The following is a 24907-nucleotide window of genomic DNA, read 5'->3' on the forward strand; positions in this document are numbered from 1 at the left end:
GGGATGATGGTCGCGAGGGTGGCCGTCGCGAAGACTGTGGCCGCGAGGGGAAGCCGGACTGGGTCAAGGCCCGGCGCCGCGATCTCTCCGCCGAGGAGATTGCCGTCACCCGCCGACAGTACTGCGCGGCCATTGAACTGATCGACGACCAGGTGGGCCGGATCATTGAAGCGATTGAACGGCGGGGCATGCGGGAGAACACCGTGATCGTCTTCGCCAGCGACCACGGCGAGATGCTGGGCGATCACGGGCTGTACACCAAGTCGGTGCCCTACGAGGCGGCCCTGCGGGTGCCCCTGATCGCCGCCGGACCGGGCATACCGGGCGGGCGTACGTCCGACGCCCTCGTGGAACTGATCGATGTCAACCCTACACTGTGCGCGCTGGCGGGCCTGCCGGCCCAGGAAGGCCTCGACGCGCGAGACCTGGGACCGGTGCTTGTGGGGGAACGGACGACGCACCGGGAGGAAGCGGCCAGTGCACTGCGGGAGTTCAGGCTGATCCGGACCGCGGAACACAAGCTGGTGGCGCATCACACGGGCGAGGTCGAACTGTATGATCTGGTAAACGATCCGGACGAGTTAGATAACGTGGCGGACGAACAGCCGGAAAGGGTCGCGGCGCTGCAGAGACGGCTGCATCGACGATTTCACTTTCCGCCCTGACATTGCCACCTGGTACCGGCCGCGTCGCTCCGGCCATGACGGCAGCGCCGGCCGGGCCGCCCGGCTACTGATCCAGCTGCCTAGTGCAGATCGGGCCCGCCGTAGGGCGCTCCATCGGGCGCGACCTTTTGCGGTGAGACGATCTGCCGCCGGTCCGGGGTAAGGCGTTCCAGCAACTCGGGAGACGGCTGGTAACCGTGTCGGAAGTTGCCCCATGACGGTCCGTACCGGTAGACCACGATACGCCGGGTGCCCGCGTTCCGTCGCATGGCCGAACCGTGGGAGATACCGTCCACGAAGAGCAGCGCGTCACCGGCTTCCATGAACAGTTCCACCGACGCGGCGATACCTTCCACCGAGGCGCCCTTCGGCTTCATGGCGTGCCGGGCGAAATCGGGGTGGGTGAAGTTGGACTTGTGGCTGCCGGGGATGACCATGGTGGCGCCGTCGCCGGGTCCGATATCGGTCAGCGCGATCAGCACGTTGATCTGGCCGCACATGAACCGGCCGCCGTGGTAGCGGAATCCGTTACGCATGATGGGCGGGTATCCCCCGGAGTGCAGTCCGATCGCCTCGCCCGTCTCCCGGAAATTTGCGAAGTTCTCGTCGATGAACAGGGGCCCGTGGGCGTAGTCGAAGGTACCCTCCCCGCCCACGAAGTGCTTGATCCTGTCGATCCAGGAAGGATGGTCGATCAGCGCTTCGAACGGAGCGCCCGCCTCGTAGATCTGCTGCAGGTTCAGGCCGTCCACGGTGCCGTAGGTGTGGGCGTGGACGTAACCGTGCCATTCACCGGGAGACAGGGGCGGGATCGCGTCCAGACAGGCGTTCAGTTCCGCCACCTCGGCCTTCGTCAGGGCCTGCTCCAGGTGGAGGAAGCCCTGCAGGTCGAACAGGTAGATGTCCAGGTCGTCCGGTCTGGTCATAGGGTGGCGATGCCTCCAGGGGAATCGGGTTGATTTACGCGTGTTTATTCGTTATTCTCTTGACCGGAAATATAGCGGCCCCTCCGTCACGGCACAACCTTATTGACCCGGTGAAACCGGCACCGCCACCCGGGTATTCTGTCGTACTTTCGTTCTCCGAAGACCGGACAAGGCAACTGGTATGAAGGCTTCATCACCGCCCAATGTGCTGATCGTCCTGAGTGATCAACTGCGGCGGCAGGCCCTGTCCACCTACGGGGACCCAAACATCGTCACACCCCATGTCGACGCGCTTGCCGGCCGGGGCGTGCGCTTCGAGCGCGCCACCTCGACCTGCCCCATCTGCGTTCCCTTCCGCTTTACCCTCATGACGGGCCTGTACGCCCACGACCGGAAGGTCCCCGCAATCGAATACAGGATGTCTCCGGCGGAACGGACCCTGGCCGACGAGTTCAACGAGGCGGGCTACGAAACGATCTATACGGGGAAATGGCATCTCGACGGTGGCCACGGACGCATGGGATCCGCCGTGCAGTGCGGACGGACGCCCGTGAAGAAAGCCTACCGGGGCCGGTGGCGGAAATGGATGGGATTCGAGCTCAGGAACGGTCCCTTCGACACTTATTACTTCGAGGACGATGATCCGGTGCCCAGGCCGGTCGAAGGATACCAGACCGACGGACTCTTCGACCTCGCCATGGACTACCTCGAGCGCCGGGACCCGTCCCGTCCTTTCTGCATGGTGATCTCCGTCGAACCGCCGCATGATCCCTTCGAAGCGCCGGAGGCCCTGCAGCGCAGCTGGGAGGCAATGGACATCGTGCTGCCGCCCAACGTGGAGGCGGCCGACACCGAGGCCGCGGAACGGTTCATGCTCAACCGGAAGCGGTACTACGCCATGGTCGAGAACCTGGACTGGAACATGGGCCGCCTGGGCGCCTTCCTTCTGCGTACCGGGCTGCACGGGGAGACCGTTGTGCTGTTTATGGCGGACCATGGAGAGCTCGGCGGCGCCCATGGTCTTCGGGGAAAGCAGTGGCCCTACGAAGAGTCCACGGGGATTCCCCTCATCGTGGCGGACCCTCGTCACCCGGAACGGGCCGGTGCCGTGGTCGAGGACCCGGTCTCCACCGAGGATCTGTTCCCCACCATCCTGGGTCTCGCCGGGCTGAAGCCGAGAGACGCCCTGCCCGGCGAGAACCTGGCCCCGCTGATCAACGGCAGTGTCGGTCGCCTGGACAGGGAGGGCGTGATGCTGGAATTCGTGGCGGAGCAGCGGATGGGCGTCGCCTTCCACGACTGGGTGTGGCGCGGGTTCCGTACCGCCCGGTATAAATACACCGTACGCGGCGACAACCACGGCGGCACGCCCTGGCAGTTCTTCGACCTTGCAGCGGACCCATGGGAACAGCGGAATCTCGTGGAGGATCCGGCGTACAGGGCGGAGATCACGCGGCACCACGACCTGCTTCGGCAGCGGATGAAGGAAACCGATGATCACTTCGTCCTGCTTCCGGCATTCGGCAGAGAAGGACTGAACACCTGGGATTGAACACCCGGGATTGAACCGCACCGGCCCGTCCCCGGCGGCAGTGCCTGAACAACAAGGGAAATCGAAGCTTTCATGTCCCAGACCAGCAAGACCACCCCGCGGGCCGGCGAGTCCGGAAGCGGGGGCCTGGCAACCACATTGACCACCGGGCTCACCCGCAGGGCGCTGCTGATCGGCGTCTTCCTGTCCATTCTGCTGAACATCTGGACGATCCACGCGGGCTATATCTCCCAGTCGTCCTTCATCAGTCTGACTCACCTGCCCGTTTCCGCGCTGTTCCCCTTCCTGCTGGTGGTGCTGGGACTCAATCCCCTGCTGAAACGCTTCTGGCCGTCCAGGGTGCTTAACCGGAACGAACTGATCATCGTCTTCTTCCTGGTGTTCACCGCTTCGACCATTCCTGCCTGGCCCTTCAGTTCCTACTGGATCGGCGGTATTACGGGACCGTACTACAACGCCACCACGGAAAACCAGTGGGCGGAACTGTTCTTCCAGTACCTGCCCTCCTGGCTCATTGTCCAGGACGAACAGCAAGCCCTCACATGGTTTTTCGAGGGCATCCCGGACAGCCGCCCCCCGGTACTCGGTATGATCCGCGCTGCCTGGACGGTTCCGATGGTCTGGTGGATCACCTTCTTCCTCGCCATCTTCGTGGTCGGCGCATCGGCCATGGTCATGCTACGCAAGCAGTGGGTGGAACACGAGCGGCTGACCTTCCCCCTCGCCCAGATCCCGCTGATCATGATCGAGGAGCAAAAGGGCCGGGCGCTGCCGGCCGTGATGCAGTCGAAGCTGTTCTGGTACGCCTTCGGCATTACGCTGTTCATTTTCCTCTGGAACATCGTCGGTTTCTTCAACTGGGTCAGTCCGATCCCCCTCGGTCCACTGCATTTTTTTAACCTTGTGCTGGCGCGGTCGTTTCCCGCCATTCCCGTGAAATTCAATTTCCTGGTCGCGGGTGTCGGTTACTTCACCAACCTGAACGTCCTGTTCAGCATCTGGGTGTTTTTCGTCATCATGACGATTCAGCAGGGCATCATGACGCGCCTCGGCGTGCCCGGGGCCTTCGCCGTCGTCAAATCGCAGCATTCCGGCGGTTTTCTCATGTTTACCCTTTTCGCGCTGTGGTCCGCAAGGCGGCACCTGAAGGACGTCGTGATGAAGGCGCTGGGCAAGGCGCCCCACGTGGACGACTCCAGGGAGTTCTTCTCTTACCGAATGGCCGTGCTGGGCGTGCTGGGGGGCGTTACGTACATCGTCTGCTGGCTGTACGCGTCGGGCATGTCCCTCGGCATCATTGCCTTCATGATGGGCTCTCTCCTGATCATGTTCGTGGGCGTGACCCGCATCGTGGCGGAGACGGGCATCGTATTCCTGGACCTGCCCTTCGAGACCCACGACTTCACCGTGGCCGTCATCGGTTCCGGGAGCATCAGCACGCGGGACCTGACCAACCTGGCCATCGCCAATACATACGCCCGGAACTGGCGCACGCTCGGCATGTGCTCCATGGGGCACATTGCGAAGGTGGACGATGAACTGGGCGGCACCGGCAAGGGGTCCTTCAGGACGATCACCGCCGTGCTCGCGATGAGCATCGTCGTGGCGCTGGTCTTCACGCTGTACCTGGGATACAATCACGGCGGGGCTTCGCAGTTCTTCGAGCCTGCGTTCAACAACGGGACCAAGCTACCTTACGACAATCTGGTTAAATGGATCAACAACCGGGAGGCGATCACAGGCACCGAGTTCTGGTTCATGATGTTCGGCGGTTTGATCACTGCCCTGCTGATCCAGGCCCATCACCGGTTCACGTGGTGGTCGCTGCATCCCATCGGGTTCACCGTGGTCCTGACGCCGGGCATGGCCAGTTCGGCCTTCACCCTGTTCCTGGTCTGGTGCGTGAAGGCCCTGCTGCTGAAGATCGGCGGCATCCAGCTTTACCGGCAGGCCATACCCGCGGTGATGGGCATGCTCGTGGCCTTCGTGCTGGGCGTGTTTCTGTCCTACGTGGCGGACGTCACGTGGTTTCCGCGGGCCGGCCATCCCGTACAGAACTGGTAAACGGACGGTTGCCGGCCGGCTTCGGTTGACGGAGGTGTGACGTGTCGGAAGAAAAGGATCCCCAGGAAGTACTCGACCGTATCCTGGAAACGGATGGCCGATATCCCCGGCGGGCTTACCTCTTCGTCATGGAGGCGGTTTCCTTCACGGTGGAAAAACTGACTGTCCGCAGGCACATCACGGGGAAGGAACTCTCCCTCGGCATACGGGATCTGGCCCTCGAGCGGTTCGGCATCGCGGCGAAGCTGGTCTTCGACGAGTGGAACATCTCGAAAACCCGTCAGTTCGGCGATATCGTGTTCAATCTCGTCAACGAGGGACTACTGCGCAAGACCGAGGAAGACTCCATCGAAGACTTCGACGAGGTGTTCGATTTCGGCACCGCTTTCGAGACAGAGATCCAGATAGACTCCGAATCGAAACGTAGCTGATCTTACGACCGGCGGACCGCTCGACGTTGCCTCCTTCCGAATGTGGGCTTGGCGGGAGCGGTATCCTGCGCGGTCTCGTCTGCGGCCTGTTGCACCTCGTTGCGGGAATCCGAGGCTTTCGCGGCGTTTTCTGCCGGTTCCGTCACGGCATCCTTTCCGCCGCGGGCTGCCGGAGCGGCCTCCACCGGGACGGACCCGGCGTCCGATTGCACCGGCGATGGGTCCTTTTGCGAGACCGATTCGTCTTTCCTGGTGGATTCGTCTTTCCTGGCGGATTCGTCTTTCCTGGCGGATCTGCCCCGGGTCCGCCTGTGACCATTGCCTCGCGCGGCACCCCGGCTCGTCTGCCCGCCACGCTTGCCCCTGGCTGTTTCCTGCTGTTTCTCTGTAGCCGCGACTTCCTGATCGTCTTTAGCTGCGACCTGCTGGTCGTCTTTCGCCGCGACCTGCTGGTCGTCTTTGGCTGCGGCCTTCCGGTCGTCCTGGACCACGACCTTCCCCTCGTCTTTGGCTGCGACCTGCTGGTCGTCCCTGGCGGCGTCCTGCTGGTCGTTCTCGCCGCTGGCGGGAGTCGGCGCGCCGTTCGACTTCTGGCGCGTTCCGCGCCGGCCGCCGGATTGTCGGGACCTGCCCGATCCACGCTGCGAACGTCCCGAGCCGGATCTGCGAGATGAACGGGCTGCGGGTTGTTCCGTTTCGGCCGCCACGGTCTCGCCTCCGGCGTCGCCATTGGCCGCGGGCGGCAGCACCCGGTAATTGAGCCGGCCGGATGCGGCGGGCACCGATTTGAGCTTGTTGATCAGGCGCTTGGGAAATACCATGCGCGCGGTCGTCAATGGATTTCCCCACTGGCTGACGCGCAGGCTGCCGCCCAGGCTGACCAGCGCGTAGGCCGTATCGAAGTCGAGCCCCTTGTCCTGCGAGATCCATTTCACCATTTCCGTGATCGCCAGGCGTGCCGCCTGGTCTACCGTGGACGCGGACGTGATGGTGATCCACTCGCCCTTGGATTCGACCCGGGGCCAGGAGAACCGGCCGCCCGGCAGCGTGTCCACCCGCAGGGTGACTTCCGCTTCGACTTCCACGCCGGAACCGGCGATTTGTCCATCTCCCACGCAGGCCTTCACATCGCCCAGCGACAACAGGGCGCCGTTGACCTGCACGGGGAGGTAGACCCGGGACCCTGTCGTGATTTCCAGGGTGTCCATGTTCCCGCCGTGCCGGCCCGGGTAGAGGGTATCGATTTCCCCGTGCTTGGCCGCAACGCCCATGCTACCGATCACCGGGTGAAGCGGCAGCTTGAGCCGGTCATCCAGGTGAACCTGGTTTTCGTTGACTTCGAGGACGCGCACCTCCGGTCTTTCAATATCCTGACCGGGAACACCCGTCTCCGGCCGCACGGCGAAAACGCCGGTACCGGCCGTCGCGATCTGCTTGACCTGGATCGACAGCACATCGCCGATGCTGGCTTCTTCCACGTAGATCGGACCGGTTACGGGTATACCCCCGGACCGGTCGACATCTCCATGGGTTTTGGGTTCTTTCGTAAGAAGACCCCTGTAGCAGTCCTGCGTTTCCACTACGACGGTTTCGCCGCGGCTCACCGTGATAGCCGGTGAGACGTTCGGACCGAATACCTGGTGGACCCGGTCTCTGGTAACCCGTCTGGTCAGGACGGCCTGCTCCTTGCTTTCTGTCTTGGACGTTCGTGACGTCCTGGATGATCTGCGAAACAAAATAGATATAACCTCTCGTGAATGGGTTGGTGTATCCAACCGGAGCGGCTCAACCGAAGAGCTCGTCTCCGTAGGCGAATACGGCGGGCGTTCCTCCCGTGTGAAGGAATACGACGGAATCGTCCGTCTGGAACCGCCCCTCGCGGATGTGTATGGCCAGGCCGTCCATGGCCTTGGCCGTGTAAACCGGGTCGAGTACGATGCCCTCGGTCTGCGCCACCAGGCGCATGGTTTCGAGGCTGGTTCGCGACGGTTCGCCGAAATCCGGTTTGGCGAACGCGCAGGAGACATCGAAATCGTCCGGTGTGAAAGTGTGTTTCAGTCCGATGACCGAGGCGCATTCGTTGGCCACGGGCGCGAGACGTTCCTGCATCTCCCGGTCGTCTCCCACCCAGTAGTTGAGCCCGACGGCCTTGAAGCTGGCGGAGACGGCGCGCAGTCCGACGACCAGCCCTACGATGGTATGGGTCATGGAACTCGTATAGATGGCCCTTGGGGTTATGCTCCGCTGCGCGAGTTGTTCGCACAGTTCAAGGACGGCATCGACGTAGGCCACGGCACGCAGGATCGCGCCGTCGCTGCTCGTGTCGTATGCCTTCGACCCCTTGGATTCCAGCTCGTCGATCTGCTTTTTCAACTCGTCCTTCACGGTCAGGGGAAAGACGTACTTGATCTGGTCCGCCATGAGGTGGTTGAGCAGCAGGTTGCCGGAAACGGGATAGGATCGGTGGTCCCGCGGGATGACCACGATGGACTTCATGCCCAGCCGGGCGGCGGCCGCGGCGGTCTGCGCGGACTGGTTGGACTGGGAATCGGAGCCGTGGACCAGGTAGTCGCACCCGTTCTCGAGGGCGGGACCCAGCGAGTAGGTGAACTGGCGGGCCTTGTTTCCGCCCATGGCCAGCCCGGTCATGTCATCGCGTTTGATGAATATGCGGGGGCCCCCGAGGGCCTCCCCGAGGCGAGGACAGTCCTGTAGCGGAGTGGGCAGGTGGGCCACCGGCGCTCGGGTGAACCTGCCCAGAAGGTGACGCAGTTCCTGCGCGGCGTCACGGTCGTACAACTTCAATATGGCTGCTCCAGCAGGCGAGAGGCCGGGTTCCCCGCGGAAATCATCCCAACAGGAATCATCCCAACGGGGTTCTTCCGGCGCGTTCGCCTAATGTCCGAATGCAGCGCCTTCGATCCTGGGGTCAGGGGCGCCCAGGCGATCGCCGGTTTCGGGGTCCACCATGATGCTGTGGCCGTCTCCCTGGCGGTATGAACCGCCTCCCCATCCGCGGCTGCTGAGATTGTGCCCCTTCGTCTTCATGGCGTCGACGACGTCGGTCCCCACTCCGCCTTCCACGCGTAGGAAGTCCGGGAACCACTGGTGGTGGATGCGCGGCGCGTCGACTGCTTCCTGGATGTTCATGCCGTGATCGACGACATTCAGGATCAGCTGCATGGTCGTATTGATGATCGTGCGTCCCCCGGGGCTGCCCACTACCAGGTACAGTTCGCCGTTGCGCGTAACGATGGTCGGCGACATCGAACTCAGCATCCGCTTGTTCGGTTCGATGAGGTTCGGCGGCGTGCCGATCTGTCCGGTGTTTCGGGTGACCCCCGGTTGGTAATTGAAATCGCCCATCTCGTTGTTCGTAATCATGCCCGTTCCCGCGATGACGATGTGGGAGCCGTACCCGCCTTCAAGCGTATAGGTGTTCGATACGCCGTTGCCCCACTGGTCGACGACGGAATAATGGGTTGTTTCCATGGGCTCCGTTGCCATGGTCAGTTCAGGTCCCAGTTCCTCGCTGGGCGTGGCGAAGAAGGGATCGATCGTGGTCCGAAGCTCCGCGGCGTACTCCTTTGTCGTGAGATGTCCCGGTATCTCGACGAAGTCCGCGTCTCCCAGGTGCCTGGCGCGTTCGGCATAGGCCCGGCGCATGGCTTCGGTCATGATGTGAAGGGTGTTGGACGCGTTATGGCCCATCCGGCTCACGTCGTACCCTTCGAGTATATTGAGCATCAGCGACATGGTGATGCCGCCCGAACTCGGCGGGGGCATGGAGATGATCTCGTATTCCCCGCGGTAGGTGTTGCGTATGGGTTCCCTGACGATCGCCTGGTAGTTGGCCAGGTCGGTCCGGTCGATCATGCCGCCGCCGGCCTTCATGTCCTTCTCGATCAGCTCGGCGGTCCTGCCCTTGTAAAACCCGTCGTGACCGTGTTGCGCGATGAGCTTCAGGGTTTCCGCCAGGTCTTTCTGGATCCAGCGGTCGCCTTCCTGCCAGGCCTCGCCGTCGCTGCGCAGCATGGCCGCCTTGCTCGCGGGGATCTGGTCGAAGATTACCTTGCGCCCGTTCAGTCCCCGGGCGATGCGTTCCGTCAGGATAAAACCGTTCTCGGCGAGATCGATGGCGGGCTGGATGACCTCCGCCATGGACATGGTGCCGTACTTCTCGAGGGCCAGGGCGAATCCCGCGACGGTGCCCGGCACGCCGATGGCCAGGTGGTGGATCCGGTTGGTGAAGGGATGATAGGAGGTGCCGTCGCCGCGGGTGAGGACGACGTTCTGGTTCACGGCCCGGTTACCGTCCGGGTCCAGGTACATCCGGGCATGGGCCTTCCCGGGCGCCTTTTCCCGGTAGTCGATGGCCACGGCCGTACCGTCCGCGAGGCGGATGACCATGAAGCCGCCGCCGCCGATGTTGCCGGCGGAAGGATGGGTCACCGCCAGGGCCAGCCCCAGTCCCACGGCCGCGTCCACCGCGTTGCCGCCCCTCTTGAGGATGTCCGCGGCGATCTGCGTGGCCAGGGGTTCGACGGCCACCGCCATGCCCTTCTTGCCGACCACCGGCTTGCGCGAAGCCGCATGGGACGTTTGAACGGTGGTGGACAGCAGGATGAAGCCGCACAGAACGGCCAGGGTCTTCAATCGATGAATCATTTACCGGAACCTCATGCTTTTGGTGGCGATACCGCTATGTTTATACAGACTGAAGTAATAAAGGCGGACATCCCGTCCGAGTCAAGGCCAATGTATATCCGGTAACCTGCGAAAGTCCACGAAATACACTAATTAGAGATACGTTGGACACCCCCTGCGCCTTCAGTTTTTCTCTGTTGATCCACCTGCCCCGTTGCCGTATATTCGAACGATATTTCGACCGACAGGTAACGACACAGGAAACGACGACTGAACTCATTCGATGCTCCATTTCCACAGGTAACATCCATGCGCAAACACTACCGTCTGATGATCCCCGGTCCCATCGAAGTCAGCCCCGACGTGCTCGCCCACATGAGCGATCCGCTTACCGCCCACTACGGAGATCGATGGGTGGAGATCTGGCGTAAGACCGTTTCCAATCTCCAGCGCGTGATCGGGACGGAAGGAGACGTCTTCCCGCTCGTGGGATCGGGCCACACGGCCAATGACGTGGTCATGAACAGCCTGTTCAATCCCGGCGACCGGATCCTGACGCTCGACAATGGTCTCTTCGGCAAGCGACTGGACGATCTCGCCAGGGCTTTCGGGCTGGATTCGGTGGTGTCGAAGAAACCCTGGGGTATCCCCTTCGAGGCTGCGGATATCCACGAGGCGGCCGCGGCAAATCCAGGTCTGAAGGCGGTCTTCATGGTGCACGGTGAAACGTCGACGGGCGTAGCCAACCCGGTGCATGAACTGGCGGCCGCCGCCCGGGAACACGGCATGCTCGTCCTGGTGGACACCATCGCTTCCGTGGGCGGCGAGCAGTACCTGATGGACGCCTGGGACATCGACGTCACGGTGTGCGCCTCCCAGAAGGCCCTGGGCGCGCCGCCGGGCCTGGCCCTCGTGGCCGTGAGCGACCGGGCCTGGGACGCCATGAAAGACCGGCGGGAGCCCCGCGGGTTCATGGCCGATCTGCAGAACCTCCGCCATTTCGCCGAGACCCAGGCCGACGTACATCCCCATCCCGGCACCATGCCCGTCAACAACTTCGTCGCGTTGATCAGAAGCACGGACGATATCCTTGAAGAGGGGCTCGAGGCCTGCTGGACCCGGCACCGCAAGGTCGCCCGCGTGGTGCGGGAGGGCGTGCGCGCCATGGGCCTCAAGGTCATGGCCGATGAACGGGCCGCCTGCGTCAACATGACGGTCATCCTGTCGGAAGACCGGTTCAAGCCCGTCGCCTTCTCCGATTTCATGAAGGCCGAGTACGGCATGCATGTCGGTCTGGGCCTGGGCGACTACGTGAACCGGACCATTCGCGTGGGTCACATGGCGCATAACGCCAACCTGGAGGCCGTTACGCCCTTCCTCGTCGGACTGGAGCAGTACCTGCGCCGCCAGGGATTCGACGTGGCGCGCGGCGCGTGCCTGGCCGGCCTGGACTGAAACCGCAGTTCGCCCGACCCCTGACCGCCCGGCGCCGGATGATCGGGCGTGCTCGTCGAACCTCCGCCGTGGGAGAAACCGAGATGATCTACGAAGAACGGATCTACAAAATCATGCCCGGCCGCGTGCCGGATATCCTGGACCGGTTTACGAACCACGCCGTGCCCCTCTTCGAGAAACACGGCATGAAACTGGTCGGTTTCTGGCAGACCGCGGTGGGCCCGAGCAACCACGAGGTCACCTATCTGCTGGCCTTTGAAGACGCGAACCACCGCGACCGGGCCTGGGCGGCGTTCATGGCCGACCCCGCATGGATCAAGGCCAAGGCCGACAGCGAGAGGAACGGCGTGCTGGTCGCCGAGGTGGCCAACCGGATCCTGACGCCGGTTCCCTTCTCTCCCCTGCAATAGATCGCCCTGCAGTAGAACGCCTTGCAGTAGAACACCCGAGCGGTAGATCGGCACCTTCATGGCGAAACAACAGCGCTTGAGGAAGGAACTTCGGTTCTTCGAAGTCTACGCCGTCGCGACGGGCACCACGTTGAGCGCGGGCTTCTTTCTATTGCCGGGCCTTGCGGCGATGGAGGCCGGTCCTTCCCTGGTGCTGGCCTACCTGGTGGCGACCCTTCCCCTCATCCCGGCCATGCTCTGCGTCGTGGAACTGGCCACCGCCATGCCCCGCGCGGGCGGCGTGTACTACTTCGTCGACCGGTCCCTGGGACCATTCGCCGGACTGATCACGGGGATCGGTACCTGGCTGGCGCTCATCCTCAAGGTCACCTTCGCGCTGGTGGGCATGGGTGCCTACATCGCCCTTTTCTTCCCGGGCCTGCCCCAGCTGCCCGTGGCCCTGGCGCTTGCAGCGGGCCTCGGCGCGGTGAACTACTTCGGCGCCGCGAAGAGCGGCCGCCTGCAGATCTACCTGGTGATGGCCCTGCTCCTGCTGCTGGCCGGTTTTGTCGGCGGCGGGGTCCCGGCGCTGGATGCCGTCGCGTTCGAGGGCCTCTTCGACGTCGAGATCACCACGCTCATGGGGACGGCGGGACTGGTCTACATCAGCTACGTGGGTGTGACCAAGGTCGCGAGTCTCGCGGAAGAAATCGAAAAACCGGAAAAGACCCTTCCCCGGGGCGTATTCCTGGCCCTGGCCACCGCCGTCGCAGTGTACGCCCTTGGCACGACGGTCATGGTGGGCGTCATTCCCATCGAACGCCTCGCGGGCGACCTTACGCCGGCGGCGACGGCGGCCGGCATCCTGTACGGCTGGTGGGGAAGCCTGCTCCTCTCCGTGGCGGCCCTGCTCGCCTTCGTCTCCGTGGCGAACGCGGGTATCCTGAGCGCTTCCCGCTATCCGCTGGCGATGAGCCGGGACCGCCTGCTGCCCGTCGGTATGAGCCAGGTAACCGCCAGGGGCGTGCCGGTCCGCTCGTTGCTGCTCACTGTGGGCAGCATCCTCGTCATCCTGCTGACCCTCGACCCCGTGGGCATCGCCAAGCTGGCGAGCGCCTTTCAACTCGTCGTTTTCGCCGTCGTGTGCTTTGCGGTCGTCGTGATGCGGGAAAGCCGCATCGCCGAGTACGACCCGGGATACCGCTCGCCCTGGTACCCCTGGATGCACATCGCGGGCATGGTGCTGCCCTTCCTGGTGATCTGGCAGATGGGTTTGCCCGCCATCCTGTTCATCGTCGGATTCATCGCCGCCGGGACCCTGTGGTATTTCTACTACGCGCGGTTCAGGGCGGACCGCAACGGCGCGATCTACCACATGTTCGAACGGCTTGGCCGGTCGCGTTACCAGGGGCTGGACCGGGAACTGCGCGGGATCCTCAAAGAGAAGGGGCTTCGGGACGAAGACCCCTTTGAAGACATGATCACCCGGTGCCAGCCGGTCGATTTCGAAGAGGAAGTCGATTTCGGTCGGGTTACCGCCGTTGCGGCGGAAAAGCTGTCGCCCCGGATCGGGCTTTCAATCGATGAGATCAACGACCGATTCATGCAGAAGACCGATGCCGGCGGAACGCCGGTCGCCGAAGGCGTGATGTTGCGCCATTTTCGCATGCCGGATATCGCCCTGCCGGAACTGGTACTCGTCCGCGCATTCGAGGGCGTACGGGTAGACTATAAAAACCCCGTGACCGGCACGTTAACTTCCGACAATATCCACGCGTTTTTCTTCCTGGTCAGCCCCGCGGAGCACACCTCGCTGCATTTGCGCATGCTGGCCCGGATCGCGGAACGGGCCGACGACGTGAATTTCGGCCTGGTGTGGATGGCCGCGGTCGACGAACACGCCCTTCGCGACATCTTCCTGCGGAGCGACCGTTACCTGACCGTCCCGGTCCTTCCCCAGTCGCCCGCGAGCGGCCTGATCGGAGTGCCCGTATCGGAAATGGAAATCCCAGGAGGATGCCGGATCGTGTGGATACGCCAGTTCGACGAGGTGATCGTCCCCACGGGCGATACCGTGATCAAGTCCGGCGATCTGTTGACTGTTATTGGAGATCCCGGTGACCTGAACGCCTTCCGGCGGATGTACCACGACTAGGGCACGTAAGGCGTCCCCGTACGGCGCAGTTCCTTCGTCACCGCCATCTGGCAGGTCACGTAGGCCTGGGCGTCCGCGTTGCCGCGGCGGTTCAGCAGGCCGGCGGAGTAGCCCGGACGGGCGTCGGCGATGGTGCCGACGATGAGGTTGGCGTATTCCACGGTGGTGTCGTACCGGTCCGCGATCAGGGCGTTCATCTCGCTCCAGGCGATCTTGACGGCCTCTTCCCAGTTGTAGCCCTGCCCGCTGGTCAGGTATTCTTCCTGCGACTCCACGATCCGGGTCTTCTCCACCACCGGAGCGCTGCACGGAAACCCGGGCGACCGGTCCACGCGCATTGTGATCGTCGAATCGATCTCCACACCCGTCCCCGTAAGCTCGCCGTCCCCCATCCGGGCGTGCACGTCGCCCAGGGACAGCAGTCCACCCGGCTTCTGGGCTTTGATGTGGACGGTACTGCCCGGCTGGATCGCGTTGAAATCCATGTTGCCGCCCGTGTCGATCTGGTGGAGGGCGACCGATTCCAGCATGACGACACCGATCATGGGCCGCACCGGCACCACGAAATCGGGCGGGAAATGGACCAGGCCGTCCCGCACCGGGGCGATCAGGCGTAGGCTGCCCCAGTGGGGGCCGCCGTTGCGGTAGAAGCCGTAGGGACCGACCTCCATGTCGAGGATTTCCACGGACACCCAGTCCCCGGCCTCGATACCCTCGATGTGGAAGGGTCCGCACGGCCGTGAGTACCGGTAGGGATCCACGTCCATGACCGCCCCGGCCCGCAGGTCCTTCTTGGCGAGATAGTCCTGGTCGTGGCCGCCGTAGGTCTCGACCTGAACCGTCTCCCCGGGTTCGAGCACGCCGCGGATCTCCTTGAACGCCGGATCGTCCGGTCCGGAGAGATAGGGGGTGCGGGTAAACCGGCGCATGGAACGCTCCTTTTTAAGTATTTTTTAACATCTTGCGTAACGGGTACACTATATTCAGGATTGCATACATCCCACTTGTGATTGTATTCGTTCCATCGGTGCCCTACAAGCCATAAAACCTGCCCATCCAGCGACCGACCGATCCAGTGGTCCGGCGCGGAGAACAAACCATGAGACTGACGAAAGAACAACTGGCGTTCATGGATACCTTCGGCTATCTCGGTTTCCCCGGGTTGTTGAAGGATCGGATCAACGAGATCGTCGAGGCCTTCGAGGCCGTATGGACCGAACGCGGCGGCGGTCATGACGGCAAGCCCCACGACGGGACGGCCAGATCCTGCATCGTGCCCTTCATCGATCAGCATACCGTACTTTCCTCGCTCATCGACGATCCCCGCGTCAACGGAATCTTCGGCAGCCTCCTGGGCGATGACTTCGTGTACCTGGGCAGCGACGGCAATTTCTACGTCAGCGATACTAACTGGCATTCCGACACGGACTGGTCGGGCAAGAAGCGTGGCGCCCCGCCCCGCGTTTATTACAAAATGGCCCTTTACCTCGACCCACTGACGCGGGAAACGGGCGCACTGCGGGTCATCCCCGGCAGTCACCGTTGGGGCGACGCATATGCCGATTCGCTCGAATCCCAGATCAGGAAATCGGATGAAAACTGGGGTATCGAAGGCTGGGAGGTGCCGGCCGTGGCGCTGGAGACGCAACCGGGGGACATCGTCGTGTTCAATCAGAACACCAAGCACAGCGCCTGGGGCGGGAGCGACCGGCGCAGAATGTTCACGATCAACTGCACGGCCCGGTTCGACGATAAGGATATACTGTTACTGAAGAACGAGATCGCCGCCGCCGCGCGTTTCTGGCTCGATAGCGTCTACGGCGATGCCATGCTGGAGACGGCCGGTCCGGCGCGCATGAAACACCTGGAACAGCCCCTGGCCCACCAGGACCACCTGGTGGAGGAGGTCCGCAAGGCCAGGCTGCGGATGGCGGAGCCGTCGCGGGGCTAGCGCCAGTCCTGCTGACCGCGGACCTGTCGCAGGAACCGCCGGGCGTTGCCGGAGAAATGGTCCTCGATTTCCTGCGACGTCAGACCCAGCATGTCCGCCACCTGTTTCTCCTGCCGCAACTGCTCGTAGATGACCAGCGTCGCCCTGGAATCGCAGTGGGGCGTCGTCTCCGTCGTGCCTTCGTAGTAGGTCCACGCCCGCCCGTAGGTGACGTACTTGCCCCGGGCGCATCCCGCCACCACGTTGTCCGAACCGAACATGACGCGCGACCGGTCCTCGTGCTTCATCAGCAGGTACTGGGAGTAGAGGTCGTTCACGGCCGACGTGTCGTACCATATATTGGGCAGGTCCGTGAGAAAGTGGATGGCGCGTTCCATCATGAAGCAGTTGAAGGCCCGTGCGCAGTGGGCGAGGATCCACTGGGCGCGGGGATAGCGCTTCGTATAGTCGGCCAGGTCCCGCTGGTTGTCCGCGTCCGCCGGCCCTTCGGGCTTGGACATGTGCATGGTGATGGCCAGTCCCAGGTCGTGGGCCACCTCGATGAAGGACTCGGGCAGGAAGTCCCGGATGCGGCAGTGGGTGGGGTCCGGCGCGAAGGTCCGGTAGGGTTTGAGGCCCAGGAAGCCGTGCTTTTTCACCTGGGCGGCCACGTACTCCGGCGTCATGTCCGGCGTGACCATCATGTTGATCGCCGATTCAGGGTCCTGCTTCATCTCCCCGGCCATCCAGTCGTTGTGGCCTTCCGTGTCGATCCCGCCGGGGATCGGCGTGCCGAGAACGAGGTAGTGCATCCTGCGTCCGGGATACAGCTTCTCCGCCCAGGCGAGGTGGTCCTGGTAGTCGATCTCCAGCCGGAGCCCGGTGGGACCCGGCGGAAGCTTTCCCCGGTGACGTTCCGACCACATGTGCACGTGCATGTCATAGACGGTTTCCGGCACGAAATCGGCCAGTTCCTCGTCCCAGAAGCTTCGATCGAAATCCTGGTAGTCTGGTACGCTCATGAAGGTTCCTCGCGGTTGCGGGGGATAGCTGCGGTTCGTTTCGTGTGAGACCGGTTCAGTGTACCCATATCGTTCTGCCTTTTCAAGATCAAAAGAAACTTTGACTTTCCACCATACCGGACGCACATTTTGCTCGAGATCACATCCCATGAATCGCCATTGAAGACGGAGGCTATTATGGCTGAAGCACAAGACATGAACCGGCGCAGTTTCCTGCGCAGCACCATGTTGGGCGGCGCGGGCGTCACGCTGATGGGCACGCCTGCCTGGGAGGCGGCCGCCCAGATGGTCAGCGGAACCACGATGCAGCAGGTGAACGGCGTCGGACTCGACGATCCCACGCTCGTCCAGCTCAGCATCAACGAGAATCCCCTCGGTGCCTCGCAACGGGCCATCGAGGCGGTGGCGGGCAAGATGTTCGGCATGAACCGGTATACGATGCACAACGACCTTGAAGAAGCCCTGGCCGCCCACCACGATGTCGACCCCGAGTCGGTCGTCCTGGGCGTGGGCTCGTCGGAAATCCTGCTGACCGCGACATTGGCGGCCTTCTGGAACAATCCGGGAAACGCGGTCACGGCCTTCCCGTCCTATAGATCCATTCCGAGGACGGCGGATGAACTCGGACAGGCCGTCAAGCAGGTTCCGCTGACCGGGGACTGGCAAATCGATCTGCCGGCCATAGCGGCTGCGGTGGACGCGGACACCCGGATCGTGAGCATCTGCAATCCCAACAACCCCACCGGCCAGCTTCTCGATGCCGCCGCGCTGGAACGCACGATCAGGGCGATGCCGAAGGACGTCATCGTCTGCGTGGACGAAGCCTACATCCAGTTTGTCGACAATCCCGACTACCCGTCCATGATCTCCCTGACGAAGGAAGTGGAGAACCTGCTGGTGTCCAGGACCTTCTCGAAGGCCTACGGATTGGGTGGCATGCGGGTCGGTTACGGCGTGGCCCATCCCGCCCTGCTGGAGCGCATGCAGCAGTTCAGCATCGGCCTGCTCAACAAGAACACCCTGTCGATCGTGGCCGCGATGGCCGCGCTGAACGACCAGCAGCACGTCCAGCGTACCGTGCAGATCGTCCGCGAGGGGAAGGCGTTTCTCTACGCGGAACTGGAGGCCATGGGATACAGCCCGATCCGGACGCAGACGATCTTCGTCACCGTCGAGATCGGTCCCAACGTGAACACTCTGATCGACCGCCTGTGGGAGAAGAAGGTCTACGTGCGCCAGGCCTTCGACATGGAAGGCTTCATGCGCATCTCCGTCGGCCTGCCGCGGGAGAACGAGGCCTTCATCACCGCCTTCAAGCGGGAACGCAGCGCGTTGTAGGCGCGCGGCCATGCTCGCAGGACAACCGGGCGCGCGTTTCGGCGTGTCAGAAAGTTGCTGATTCCAGATGAAATACCCTAACCCGCTCAAGCGGCGCATCCGCGACGGCGAGTTGCTGCTGGGCACGGTCCTGCCCGCCCACGATTCGTTCACGGCCTCGGTGGTATGCCGTTCCGACATTGATTTCCTCTGGATCGACACCGAGCATTCCGCGAGCGCCGTGGAAGACCTGGACATGGTGCCGGTGATCGCGCGCCAGAGAGACGTGGCGCCCATGATCCGCGTCGCCTGGAACGATCCCGCGCTGATCAAGAAGGCCTATGATATCGGTGCCGTCGCGGTGATGATCCCCCAGGTCAATACGGCCGAAGAGGCGGAACGGGCGATGCAGTTCGCTCGATATGCGCCGGAGGGCCAGCGCGGCGTATCCCCGTACTGGGCCATGATGGCCGGGTTGGAATTCAACCACGTGGTCAAAACGGCCAACGCGGAAACCGTCACCGTCCTGCAGATCGAAAGCGTCGAAGCCCTCGACAACCTTGACGAAATCAAGCAGGTGGAAGGGATCGACATCCTCTTCATGGGACCCACGGATCTGTCCGCCACCATGGGGATGATCACGGAGACCGATTCGGCCGAGGTGCAGACGGCCATCCGGGAATTCCCCCGGCGGCTCGAGGGCACGGGAATCATGGCGGGGACGACGCTGGACGACCTCCAGGACATCCGGCAGAAAATCGACTGGGGCTACCGGTACATCAACGTCGGCAGCCCGTTGGGTTACGGATTGCGCGTCCTGCAGGACCACCTGGACGCGCTTCGGAGCGGATGACGGTCGATTGGCGGCGACCGGGAAGGATGCCGGGATGATTGACGCAGAACAGGTCCGAAGATTCCATGAGCGGGGATGGCTGGTCGTCGAGGGTGTCTACGGTCCGGAAGAGGCCGACGAGGTGGCCCGATTGGCCGTGGAAACGGCGGACTCCATGGAGGTAGAGGAATCCATGGAGGGCTACCTGCTGGACCGATCCGAAACAGGTGAGTCCGCGCCGCGCAAGATCGACAGTCCCTACCTGCGGAATCCGATGTTCCGTGGTTTCGCCCTGGATTGCCGGCTTCGGGACATCCTCCGGCAACTCACTGGTGAAGAACCCCTGCTCAAGAGCGACCAGCTCTTCATGAAACCTCCGCGATTCGGTTCGGAGAAACCCTACCATCAGGATAATTTCTACTTCCGGTGCACGCCGGGCGGCCACGTCATCACGGCCTGGATTGCCCTCGACGACGTAGACGAAGAGAACGGCTGTCTCAGGTACATCTCCGGTTCGCACAAGAAGGGCATAATCGACCACGTTGAGGTCCCCGGCCAGCCCTACAACCTGGCGCCACCGGACGACCTGATCGATTGGGCGATGGAAGCCTCCGCGCCGGTGCGCAAGGGCGGCGTGGTCTTCCACCACTCGGAGACGCTCCACTCGTCGCGCCGCAACACGTCGGACCGCTGGCGGCGCGGCTACGCGACGCACTGGGTCACCGCGTCGGTCACGTCCGAAACGGACAACCTGGACAGCGCCTACTTTCGCAGCGACGACTACGCGGAGCACGTGCGTGCGGTCGACCGGCGGAAGGACGGCGTGGTGCGGGTCGGGACTGTGGATCGGGCGGGAGTGTCCTGATGTCCAAGGCCGCCTCGAAAACCTCTATAACCGATCTCATGTGGTCGGAGACGGCCGCAATATACGACGCCATACTCGCCCATCCCTTCATCAAGGGGCTTACCTCAGGCGACCTCGACCGTTCGGCTTTCGAATTCTACACCGTCCAGGACGCGCTGTATCTCAAGGACTACGCCCGGGCCCTGAGCCTCGCCGCGGTGAAGGCACCGGACGAGGACACCATCATCCTCTTCAACGAGCATGCCAAGGGGTGTCTCGTGGAAGAGCGGGCCATGCAGGAAAACTTCTTCGACGTCTTCGGCCTGTCGTCGGAAGCGGTCTGGGCCACGCCCAAGGCGCCGGTATGCCAGGCCTATACGAGCTACCTCCTTTCCGTGGCCTACGGCCGGCCCTTCCACGAGGTTGTGGCCGTGGTGCTTCCCTGCTACTGGATCTACTGGGAGGTGGGCAAGGCGCTGGCGGAGAAGGGATCGCCGGATCCCATGTACCAGCAGTGGATCGACACCTACGCCGGCGAGCAGTTCGCCGAATGCGTCGTCGCCGTCCTCGAAATCACCAACCGTGTCGCGCGCGGGCTCCCCACTGAGGAACGCGAGGCTATGCTGGGGCACTACATCACGACCAGCCGGTACGAGTGGATGTTCTGGGATATGGGCTATCGGAAGGAGCAGTGGCCGGTGTGAGACGGTCCAGGAGTTCAGCGAGTAAGCGGAAAAGTGGAGGAAAATGACAAAGGAAAGGCAAGAAGCATCCTACTTTCTTGATTTGGAAATCAGGGTGAGTCTGGTTCGACAGGTAATCAGGAGCGATAGGTGATATCGCATTGACACGGGCAGTCAATGTAATTACAATAATTACGTGATCAACCCACAGCGGGGGTGAAATGTATGGACAAATCGTCTCGCATCAGGGAAATCAAACTGATTCCTATTGGAAACTCCAGAGGCATCCGTATACCCAAGTCGCTGCTGGACAAGTATGGATGGAGTGACCGGGTGACGCTGGAAGAGATGGAGGAAAGCGTCGTCTTGCGGGGCAAGGTGAATCATAACTTGTCCTGGGAGGAGACCTACCGCGCCATGGCCGCAGAATCAGAGGACTGGAGCGACTTCGACTTCACTATTTCCGATGGATTGGATTGATGGCCCCGTTTCCCCGGCGGTACGCCGTGTATATGGCCGATTTGAATCCCACCAAAGGTGCTGAGATTCGCAAGGTCAGGCCGGTAGTGATTGTCAGCCGCGATGAGATGAACCGGCACCTCGAGACTGTGGTCGTCTGTCCCCTTACCTCTAAACTGCATCCACGCTGGCGAGGGCGTCTGCAAGTGCGGTGCGCGGAGCAGGACGCCGAGGTTGCCGTTGACCAGATACGTGCTATCAGCAAGCAGCGTCTGGGACAACATGTCGACAGCCTTTCCGCCGAAAGCGCGGCACAGTTGCGCCGCATCATCGCCGAGATGTACGCAGAATAACGGTTGAAACGGGCGATGATTGACCCACCAGGGCCGGATTCGACTGCAGTGGTGGACGTTGTTGCGTTTACGGCAGTGGGAGAACTTCAAGGTTAAACATCGAACTTACTTCCCTTGACAGATGCAATAGTACTCAAATAGCAATCCATAATGGTACGGTATGAACTTAAAAGGTGGCACATTGAATCAGCACGAAGTCAAACCTCCACGAGTCTGAAAGGTATCCGAGGCCAAGGCGCGGCTGTCCGAGATACTGCGCCTGTCAGAAGAAGAAGGCCCGCAACGCATCGGAACGCGCAGATCGTTCGTCGTGACTCCGGAACGTGTCTGGCGCGAGCGAAAGGAAGGTCCGCGGAAAGCGCTCGGTCAGTGGCTGGTGGAAAACATACCGCGCGGCACTAACCTGACCATGCCGGACCGAAGCACCAATCGCAAGACGCCATGACCGTGCTCACCGAAGTGGACGTCTAGCAAGCTGCCCTCGTCTGGCTCTCCGACCACGGCCGGGTTACCGATCTCAACTGTGCCGTGACCCACGGCCCCAATATCGCCCCCGAAACCCCAAACATCGACTTGATACCTACGATCAGGTGGTGCTAAAGCAGCGGATGCGCACCGCCGTCGCCGCATTCGGTCCGCTCTACCTTCATACGATATTCACTGTACTGTAAATATACCGTTTTTCCTGAAGCATGAGTTGTCTCCTAAACAGGACAACAAACGCCATCCTACCATCTGACATTTCCTTACAAGACCCCTCCGTTTTTCCCGACTAATCAAGTACACAACCCGAAGAACGCAGTCCGTACAGGCAGTCAGACTGGCGTAGACTGGCTGCGGCCAGACTGCGTAAGAATCCGTCGTTTCCGAATTGTTGAATACGTGTGCATCGCACGATTGTGGAAGCGACTCGGTGGAAAGGAATCGTCATGAGTGTCGATATCGTTCGAGGTACCAGCCAGAAGCCCGTGTCAAGCGAAGCCCTGGTGGAGGTGGTTTCACAGCAATCCGCATGGTCGGGGCGCTTGTTCATCGGCTATCCGATATACAGTACGTCCGAAGGACTCCAGATGATTGACGCCTTGCTGGTTTCGGCTGAAATGGGTGTGGTCGTTTTCGATCTCATCGAGGGACACGAAACGGGTGATTACGGAGCGCGGCAGGACGATTCGGCCAACAAGCTCGAGGCCCGGCTTAAGGTTCACCAGGAACTGATGGAGCGCCGGGACCTAATGGTTCCCATACATACCATCTCATTCGCCCCCGCACTAAGCAACCCGGATACACATTGTATCGACGATTACACGCTTGCGAACGCCTCCACACTCATACAGGCCTTAAACCGGTTCACCGGGTCATGTCCCCTTGGCCAGGATATGCGGGACATGTGTGAGAAGGTGCTGTCGGCGATCGAGCACATTTCCACGGTTCGAAAAAGCGGATCCAGGCGGAACGTAATGGAGAAGGATACGCGAGGCGCTAAGCTGGAAAAACTCGAGAAATCGATTGCGACACTGGACACCTTGCAAAGTCAAACCGTCATGGAAACGGTCGAAGGCGTACAACGCATTCGTGGCCTGGCGGGTTCGGGCAAAACCATCGTACTGGCGCTGAAAGCGGCCAACCTCCACGCGCAGCATCCTGACTGGCGCATCGCAGTCACATTCAATTCACGTTCCCTCAAGGATCAGTTTCGTCGCCTGATCAACAGCTTCTTCATAGAATAGACTGGCGAAGAACCTGATTGGGATAAGCTGCGTATCGTAAACGCCTGGGGCTCATGGCGGGGTAAAGACCGCGAGGGGATCTATCATGAGTTCTGTCGTCTGCACGGCATGGCGTTTCTCGATTTCGGGAAGGCACGCAGCAGATTCGGACCTGGCAGGGAGTTCGAGGGGGCGTGCGATTACGCCCTTTCCTATGCACGTGAGCTCGAACCGGTCTACGACGCGATATTCGTCGACGAGGCGCAGGATTTACCGCCCGTATTTCTGAGGCTATGCTTCAAACTGCTCAAAGACCCCGGGAGACTGGTGTACGCCTATGACGAACTGCAGAGTCTTCGTGGCAGTTCCCTGCCTTCTCCGGAGGAGATGTTCGGGAAGAACAAAGATGGATCGCCCAAGGTGCGGTTCGACGATACCGGTCATCCCGCACCGCAGCGTGATATCATGCTGCCGAAATGTTACCGCAACTCGAAGCCGGTTCTCGCCACGGCTTTTGCCCTTGGATTCGGGATATACCGGAAACCGCCCCACGGGACGGAAACCGGTCTGGTCCAGATGTTCGACCGGGCACATATCTGGGAGGACATAGGATACAGGGTGCGGGCCGGCGCATTGCGCGACGGTTCGGCGGTAACGCTAGACAGAACAGAAGATACGAGCCCTGGATTCCTGGAAGACCATTCCGACCCCGATGACCTGGTCCGTTTTATCACTTTCAGAAACGGAGATGAACAGACGGACTGGCTGACTGAGGCCATCGCCGAAAACCTCAGTAAGGACGAACTGCGACACGACGACATCATGGTCATCAACCCAGATCCTATTTCGACACGGTTGAACGTTGAGCCGGTACGCAGTCGTTTGAAGGAATTAGGCATCAGATCCCATCTCGCCGGAGTCGACACGGATCCGAATACCTTCTTTCGACCGGGCAAAGCATCGGTGACCCTGACCGGAATCCACCGCGCCAAGGGCAACGAAGCCGGAATGGTCTATATCATCAATGCCCAGGACTGCCATTCAGCGGTTCGAAATCTGGCGAGCATTCGTATTGGCCTGTTTACGGCGATCACGCGTAGCAAAGCGTGGGTTCGCGTACTTGGTTTCGGCGAATACATGGCCATGTTGAAAGCTGAGTACGAAAAACTGAAAGCGCGGCGTTTCGAATTGCGGTTTACCTATCCGACTTCGGAGCAGCGGGAGCAACTGCGACTCATCCACAGGGATGTGACCACGGCGGATTTCAAACGCTTCAGGAACCGAGACAGGCATCTGGATGATCTACTGCATGAGCTCGAATCCGGCAGAGTGCATATCGAAGACCTGGACGGGGAGACGATTGCCCGGTTCAGGAATGTCCTGATGGAATAGCGAAATCCGACCCGGTCGGTTCGTGCCGGATACGGCTGGTCGAGACGAAGAATCGAGGAACGTTAATGCGCTGGGTACTCAAGCA

The 24907-nt window shown here is 61.8% G+C and carries 20 protein-coding genes and 1 pseudogene; 15 read left to right on the forward strand and 6 right to left on the reverse strand.

Annotated elements, in window-relative coordinates:
* Positions 1 to 665, forward strand: a 665-nt coding sequence (locus F4Z81_09000) for a sulfatase-like hydrolase/transferase (GenBank protein ID MXW05187.1), incomplete at its 5' end; no start/stop codon positions are given.
* A gap of 80 nt (positions 666 to 745) precedes the next feature.
* Here F4Z81_09000 and F4Z81_09005 read toward each other — a convergent pair.
* Positions 746 to 1591 carry a phytanoyl-CoA dioxygenase family protein gene (locus F4Z81_09005; GenBank protein ID MXW05188.1) on the reverse strand — a complete coding sequence of 282 codons (846 nt, stop codon included), beginning with the start codon at positions 1589 to 1591 and terminating at the stop codon, positions 746 to 748.
* A gap of 181 nt (positions 1592 to 1772) precedes the next feature.
* Between F4Z81_09005 and F4Z81_09010 the strand changes: the two genes are divergently transcribed.
* From F4Z81_09010 to F4Z81_09020, 3 genes are all read left to right on the forward strand, one after another.
* Positions 1773 to 3143 carry a sulfatase gene (locus F4Z81_09010; protein MXW05189.1) on the forward strand — a complete coding sequence of 457 codons (1371 nt, stop codon included), beginning with the start codon at positions 1773 to 1775 and terminating at the stop codon, positions 3141 to 3143.
* A gap of 72 nt (positions 3144 to 3215) precedes the next feature.
* Positions 3216 to 5207 carry a hypothetical protein gene (locus F4Z81_09015; protein MXW05190.1) on the forward strand — a complete coding sequence of 664 codons (1992 nt, stop codon included), beginning with the start codon at positions 3216 to 3218 and terminating at the stop codon, positions 5205 to 5207.
* 41 nt (positions 5208 to 5248) lie between these two features.
* Complete coding sequence (locus F4Z81_09020) at positions 5249 to 5638, forward strand: hypothetical protein (GenBank protein ID MXW05191.1); 390 nt, start codon at positions 5249 to 5251, stop codon at positions 5636 to 5638.
* Positions 5639 to 5640: 2 nt separating this feature from the next.
* On the opposite strand, the gene F4Z81_09025 is transcribed toward F4Z81_09020, so the two are convergent.
* The 3 genes from F4Z81_09025 to ggt form a co-directional block, all read right to left on the reverse strand.
* Positions 5641 to 7665, reverse strand: a complete 2025-nt coding sequence (locus F4Z81_09025; protein ID MXW05192.1) for a hypothetical protein — start codon at positions 7663 to 7665, stop codon at positions 5641 to 5643.
* Positions 7424 to 8446 (reverse strand): pyridoxal-phosphate dependent enzyme, encoded by a 1023-nt coding sequence (locus F4Z81_09030; protein MXW05193.1) that lies wholly within the window; start codon positions 8444 to 8446, stop codon positions 7424 to 7426. The genes F4Z81_09025 and F4Z81_09030 overlap by 242 nt, the downstream gene beginning before the upstream one ends.
* An 87-nt stretch (positions 8447 to 8533) precedes the next feature.
* On the reverse strand, positions 8534 to 10306 hold the full coding sequence (gene ggt / locus F4Z81_09035) for a gamma-glutamyltransferase (GenBank protein MXW05194.1): 1773 nt from the start codon (positions 10304 to 10306) through the stop codon (positions 8534 to 8536).
* 288 nt (positions 10307 to 10594) lie between these two features.
* On the opposite strand from ggt, the gene F4Z81_09040 reads away from it, so the two are divergent.
* The 3 genes from F4Z81_09040 to F4Z81_09050 are packed head-to-tail and all read left to right on the forward strand — an operon-like array spanning position 10595 to position 14284.
* Positions 10595 to 11740 (forward strand): alanine--glyoxylate aminotransferase family protein, encoded by a 1146-nt coding sequence (locus tag F4Z81_09040; protein ID MXW05195.1) that lies wholly within the window; start codon positions 10595 to 10597, stop codon positions 11738 to 11740.
* Between the two features lie 38 nt (positions 11741 to 11778).
* Positions 11779 to 12150, forward strand: a complete 372-nt coding sequence (locus F4Z81_09045; protein MXW05196.1) for an NIPSNAP family protein — start codon at positions 11779 to 11781, stop codon at positions 12148 to 12150.
* A 58-nt stretch (positions 12151 to 12208) separates the two neighbouring features.
* On the forward strand, positions 12209 to 14284 hold the full coding sequence (locus F4Z81_09050; GenBank protein MXW05197.1) for an amino acid permease: 2076 nt from the start codon (positions 12209 to 12211) through the stop codon (positions 14282 to 14284).
* Here F4Z81_09050 and F4Z81_09055 read toward each other — a convergent pair.
* Complete coding sequence (locus F4Z81_09055) at positions 14281 to 15213, reverse strand: hypothetical protein (protein MXW05198.1); 933 nt, start codon at positions 15211 to 15213, stop codon at positions 14281 to 14283. The genes F4Z81_09050 and F4Z81_09055 overlap by 4 nt on opposite strands.
* 170 nt (positions 15214 to 15383) lie before the next feature.
* Here F4Z81_09055 and F4Z81_09060 point away from each other — a divergent pair, with 170 nt between their 5' ends.
* Positions 15384 to 16235 carry a hypothetical protein gene (locus F4Z81_09060; GenBank protein ID MXW05199.1) on the forward strand — a complete coding sequence of 284 codons (852 nt, stop codon included), beginning with the start codon at positions 15384 to 15386 and terminating at the stop codon, positions 16233 to 16235.
* Here F4Z81_09060 and F4Z81_09065 read toward each other — a convergent pair.
* Positions 16232 to 17386, reverse strand: coding sequence for an amidohydrolase family protein (locus F4Z81_09065; protein MXW05200.1), 1155 nt, complete (start codon positions 17384 to 17386; stop codon positions 16232 to 16234). The genes F4Z81_09060 and F4Z81_09065 overlap by 4 nt on opposite strands.
* A 27-nt stretch (positions 17387 to 17413) precedes the next feature.
* On the opposite strand from F4Z81_09065, the gene F4Z81_09070 reads away from it, so the two are divergent.
* The 7 genes and pseudogenes from F4Z81_09070 (at position 17414) to F4Z81_09100 (ending at position 24822) form a co-directional block, all read left to right on the forward strand.
* The gene (locus F4Z81_09070; GenBank protein MXW05201.1) at positions 17414 to 18574 is read left to right on the forward strand and encodes an aminotransferase class I/II-fold pyridoxal phosphate-dependent enzyme; all 1161 of its coding nucleotides are present in this window, start codon (positions 17414 to 17416) and stop codon (positions 18572 to 18574) included.
* Between the two features lie 67 nt (positions 18575 to 18641).
* Positions 18642 to 19406, forward strand: coding sequence for a hypothetical protein (locus F4Z81_09075; protein ID MXW05202.1), 765 nt, complete (start codon positions 18642 to 18644; stop codon positions 19404 to 19406).
* Positions 19407 to 19440: 34 nt separating this feature from the next.
* A complete protein-coding gene (locus F4Z81_09080) occupies positions 19441 to 20250 on the forward strand; it encodes a phytanoyl-CoA dioxygenase family protein (GenBank protein MXW05203.1) in 810 nt (269 codons plus the stop codon).
* Positions 20251 to 20288: 38 nt separating this feature from the next.
* Entirely contained in the window at positions 20289 to 20933 is a 645-nt protein-coding gene (gene tenA / locus F4Z81_09085; protein MXW05204.1) for a thiaminase II, read from the forward strand.
* 204 nt (positions 20934 to 21137) lie between these two features.
* Complete coding sequence (locus F4Z81_09090) at positions 21138 to 21392, forward strand: AbrB/MazE/SpoVT family DNA-binding domain-containing protein (protein MXW05205.1); 255 nt, start codon at positions 21138 to 21140, stop codon at positions 21390 to 21392.
* Entirely contained in the window at positions 21392 to 21724 is a 333-nt protein-coding gene (locus tag F4Z81_09095; protein MXW05206.1) for a type II toxin-antitoxin system PemK/MazF family toxin, read from the forward strand. Before F4Z81_09090 ends, F4Z81_09095 begins: the two co-directional genes overlap by 1 nt.
* A 923-nt stretch (positions 21725 to 22647) precedes the next feature.
* A pseudogene (locus F4Z81_09100) lies at positions 22648 to 24822 on the forward strand (helicase).
* Positions 24823 to 24907: the final 85 nt, after the last annotated feature.

It is taken from the genome of Gemmatimonadota bacterium (genome assembly GCA_009835325.1).
GTDB lineage: Bacteria > JAAXHH01 > JAAXHH01 > JAAXHH01 > JAAXHH01 > JAAXHH01.

Bases quoted from the DNA above. Each gene is read 5' to 3' on its own strand.
- F4Z81_09005 (MXW05188.1), bottom strand. From the start codon at position 1,591: ATGACCAGACCGGACGACCTGGACATCTACCTGTTCGACCTGCAGGGC.
- F4Z81_09010 (MXW05189.1), top strand. From the start codon at position 1,773: ATGAAGGCTTCATCACCGCCCAATGTGCTGATCGTCCTGAGTGATCAA.
- F4Z81_09015 (MXW05190.1), top strand. From the start codon at position 3,216: ATGTCCCAGACCAGCAAGACCACCCCGCGGGCCGGCGAGTCCGGAAGC.
- F4Z81_09025 (MXW05192.1), bottom strand. From the start codon at position 7,665: ATGTCTCCTGCGCGTTCGCCAAACCGGATTTCGGCGAACCGTCGCGAA.
- ggt (MXW05194.1), bottom strand. From the start codon at position 10,306: ATGATTCATCGATTGAAGACCCTGGCCGTTCTGTGCGGCTTCATCCTG.
- F4Z81_09040 (MXW05195.1), top strand. From the start codon at position 10,595: ATGCGCAAACACTACCGTCTGATGATCCCCGGTCCCATCGAAGTCAGC.
- F4Z81_09045 (MXW05196.1), top strand. From the start codon at position 11,779: ATGATCGGGCGTGCTCGTCGAACCTCCGCCGTGGGAGAAACCGAGATG.
- F4Z81_09050 (MXW05197.1), top strand. From the start codon at position 12,209: ATGGCGAAACAACAGCGCTTGAGGAAGGAACTTCGGTTCTTCGAAGTC.
- F4Z81_09055 (MXW05198.1), bottom strand. From the start codon at position 15,213: ATGCGCCGGTTTACCCGCACCCCCTATCTCTCCGGACCGGACGATCCG.
- F4Z81_09060 (MXW05199.1), top strand. From the start codon at position 15,384: ATGAGACTGACGAAAGAACAACTGGCGTTCATGGATACCTTCGGCTAT.
- F4Z81_09065 (MXW05200.1), bottom strand. From the start codon at position 17,386: ATGGGATGTGATCTCGAGCAAAATGTGCGTCCGGTATGGTGGAAAGTC.
- F4Z81_09070 (MXW05201.1), top strand. From the start codon at position 17,414: ATGGCTGAAGCACAAGACATGAACCGGCGCAGTTTCCTGCGCAGCACC.
- F4Z81_09075 (MXW05202.1), top strand. From the start codon at position 18,642: ATGAAATACCCTAACCCGCTCAAGCGGCGCATCCGCGACGGCGAGTTG.
- F4Z81_09080 (MXW05203.1), top strand. From the start codon at position 19,441: ATGATTGACGCAGAACAGGTCCGAAGATTCCATGAGCGGGGATGGCTG.
- tenA (MXW05204.1), top strand. From the start codon at position 20,289: ATGTGGTCGGAGACGGCCGCAATATACGACGCCATACTCGCCCATCCC.
- F4Z81_09090 (MXW05205.1), top strand. From the start codon at position 21,138: ATGGACAAATCGTCTCGCATCAGGGAAATCAAACTGATTCCTATTGGA.
- F4Z81_09095 (MXW05206.1), top strand. From the start codon at position 21,392: ATGGCCCCGTTTCCCCGGCGGTACGCCGTGTATATGGCCGATTTGAAT.